We start from the raw sequence: 2667 nt of genomic DNA, 5'->3' as shown, positions 1-2667 counted from the left end.
TGGAGGGGACGCACAGGAGCATCCGCCGCGGAGTTGATACACTGGCGTCATGAACGAATGGTTGAGCGCGGCCCTGTGGGCGATTACCCCGACGGCGATGCTCGGGCTGTTCTTCTTCTTCCTGATCCGGCTGATCCTGCGCACGGACCGCAACGAGCGCGCCGCCTACAGCAAGGTCGAGGCCGAGGAGCGCGCGAAGCTCGGTTTGCCCCCCAAGGGCGAGGCCGCTCCGGGCGGCGCCAACGCCCAGTAGCGCCCGCAACACGCCGCCCGGCCGCGCCGCACAGTAAGATCGGGCCTATGGCTCGAAAGATGCGGCGGTGAACTGGTTCGAGAGGCTCGACTGGCCCCTCATCGGAGCCATCACCCTTCTCGTCGTCGACATGGCGATCCGCATCGTCGCGCTCTTTGTCGTGCCGCGCAACCGAAAGCCCACGGCCGGGATGGCCTGGCTGCTCGCGATCTTCCTGGTGCCGACCGCGGGGATCCTGCTCTTCCTCGTGATCGGCAGCCGGCGCTTGCCCCGCAAGCGGGTCCGCAAGCAGAACGAGATTAACCGGCTCATCGCCGAGGTCGCCGAGGGTAACGAGCTCGCGATCACCCGGGACGCGGTTGTCGGCCCGCCCTGGCTCTCGAACGTGGTCGCCCTCGGCCAGAACCTCGGCGCGCAGCCCCTGCTCGGCGGGAACGCCGTTGCCCTGTACCTGGACTACGCCGACTCGATCGCGCAGATGGCGCAGGCGGTGCGCGCCGCAAAGAAGTACGTGCACGTGCAGTTCTACATCCTCGCCTACGACTCCACGACCGAGGATTTCTTTGCCGCGATGGCCGAGGCGGTCCGGCGCGACGTGGTCGTGCGGGTGCTGCTCGATCACGTCGCCTCGGTGCGCTCGCCCGGCTCCATCCGCACGTACCGGAAGCTGGACGACATCGGGGTGGAGTGGTCCTTCATGCTGCCCGTGCGCCCCTGGCGCGGTGAGTACCAGCGCCCGGACCTGCGCAACCACCGCAAGATCCTCGTCGTGGACGGCCGGGTCGGCTTCATGGGGTCGCAGAACATGATCGACTCCTCCTATAACAAGTCCCGGAACCGGCGCCGGGGGCTGCACTGGAAGGACCTGATGGTCCGGGTGGAGGGCCCCGTGGTCTTCGGGCTCAACGCCGTGTTCCTGGGCGACTGGTACTCGGAGACCGATGAGCTGCTCGTGAACTGGGTCTCGGACCTGTGGGAGCCGCCGGAGCGGCACCTCGACTCGCACCTGGAATGCCAGGTGGTGCCGAGCGGCCCGGGTTTCGCGACCGAGAACAACCTGCAGCTGTTCGTCTCCCTGCTGTACAACGCGCGGGACCGGATCAGCATCACGAGCCCCTACTTCGTGCCGGACTCCTCGATCATGCACGCCCTGCAGGCCGCGACCTCCCGGGGGGTTGCCGTCGAGCTCTTCGTCTCCGAGATCGGCGATCAGCCCGTGGTGTATCACGCGCAGCGCTCCTACTACGAGGAGATCCTGCGCGCCGGGGTGCGCATCTTCATGTTCCGCCCGCCGTACATCCTGCACTCGAAGCACTTCACGATCGATGATTCGGTCGCCGTGATCGGGTCGAGCAACATGGATCAGCGCTCCTTTAGCCTGAACATGGAGGTCTCCATGATGGTGCACGGCGAGAGCTTCGTCCGGGAGCTCAACGAGGTGAGCGACTGGTACCGGGAAAACTCCCGGGAACTCACCCTGCAGGAGTGGCTCGCCCAGCCCCTCCGGTCCCAGCTCCTCGACAACCTGGCCCGGCTCACCTCGGCCCTGCAATAACTCGGGGCAGGTCCCCGCGGCGGCAGGTGTTCGGATGTTCCGGGGCGTCGCCGCGCGGGTGAGCCCCGCTCGCAGCGGGGGTGGGGCGAGGTGGCTGGTGATCGCCGGGGCCGCGTCGTAGGGTGGAAGCGAGCAAGATGGGGGACCCGATGAGCGACATGGAACACACGCCCGCCGAGCGCGTCCGCGAGGCCGGGGCCACGGACACCCGGGAGTGCGGCTTCGAACTGATCGAGGCGCGCCAGGTGCCCCTCGGCGGCGTGCGCGCGATGAACGTGCGCCGCACCCTGCCGCACAAGACCCGCTTCACGGTCGGCGCCTGGTGCTTCCTCGACCACTACGGCCCCGACGACGTCTCCGCCACCGGGGGGATGCACGTGCCCCCGCACCCGCACACCGGGCTGCAGACCGTGAGCTGGCTGTTCCGCGGTGAGATCGAGCACCGCGACTCACTCGGCAGCCACCAGCTGGTCCGCCCCGGCGAGATGAACCTGATGAGCGCGGGCCGCGGCATCAGCCACAGCGAGGTCTCGACCGAGGCCGAGCCCGTGCTGCACGGGGTGCAGCTCTGGACCCTCCTGCCCGAGGCCGATCGGCTGAGCGATCCCGACTTCTCGCACACGATTGCCGCGACGGCGCAGCGGGACGCCGGCCCCGCCGACGCGACCGTGACCGTGTTCATCGGTGAGCTCGACGGGATCCGGGCCACCGCGACCGGGCGTACCCCGCTCATCGGGGCCGAGATCCTGCTGCCGCCGGGGGGCTCGCTGAGCCTGCCCATCGACCCGGCGCACGAGCACGCCGTGCTCCTGGACGCGGGCGAAATGACCTTCGGCGGCGAGGCCGTGCCCGAGCACCA

General features: G+C 68.9%; 3 protein-coding genes. All 3 read left to right on the top strand.

Going from position 1 to position 2667, the window contains the following annotated elements; all coding sequences use genetic code 11:
- Positions 1-49: 49 nt before the first annotated feature.
- Complete coding sequence (locus OOT08_RS07155) at positions 50-253, top strand: hypothetical protein (RefSeq protein ID WP_325091910.1); 204 nt, start codon at positions 50-52, stop codon at positions 251-253.
- A 67-nt stretch (positions 254-320) separates the two neighbouring features.
- The gene (gene cls, locus OOT08_RS07150) at positions 321-1808 is read left to right on the top strand and encodes a cardiolipin synthase (RefSeq protein ID WP_325091909.1); all 1488 of its coding nucleotides are present in this window, start codon (positions 321-323) and stop codon (positions 1806-1808) included.
- A gap of 158 nt (positions 1809-1966) precedes the next feature.
- On the top strand, positions 1967-2667 hold a 701-nt coding region (locus OOT08_RS07145), incomplete at its 3' end, for a pirin family protein (RefSeq protein WP_325091908.1).

This window comes from Leucobacter sp. M11 (genome assembly GCF_035726885.1).
Classification (GTDB): Bacteria; Actinomycetota; Actinomycetes; order Actinomycetales; family Microbacteriaceae; genus JAPFRB01.
Note: the sequence above shows the minus strand (reverse complement) of the source record. Positions and strands in the feature narration are given on the sequence as shown.

What these genes read in the sequence shown, in the direction of transcription:
- OOT08_RS07155 (WP_325091910.1), top strand. Translation starts at nt 50, where the DNA reads ATGAACGAATGGTTGAGCGCGGCCCTGTGGGCGATTACCCCGACGGCG.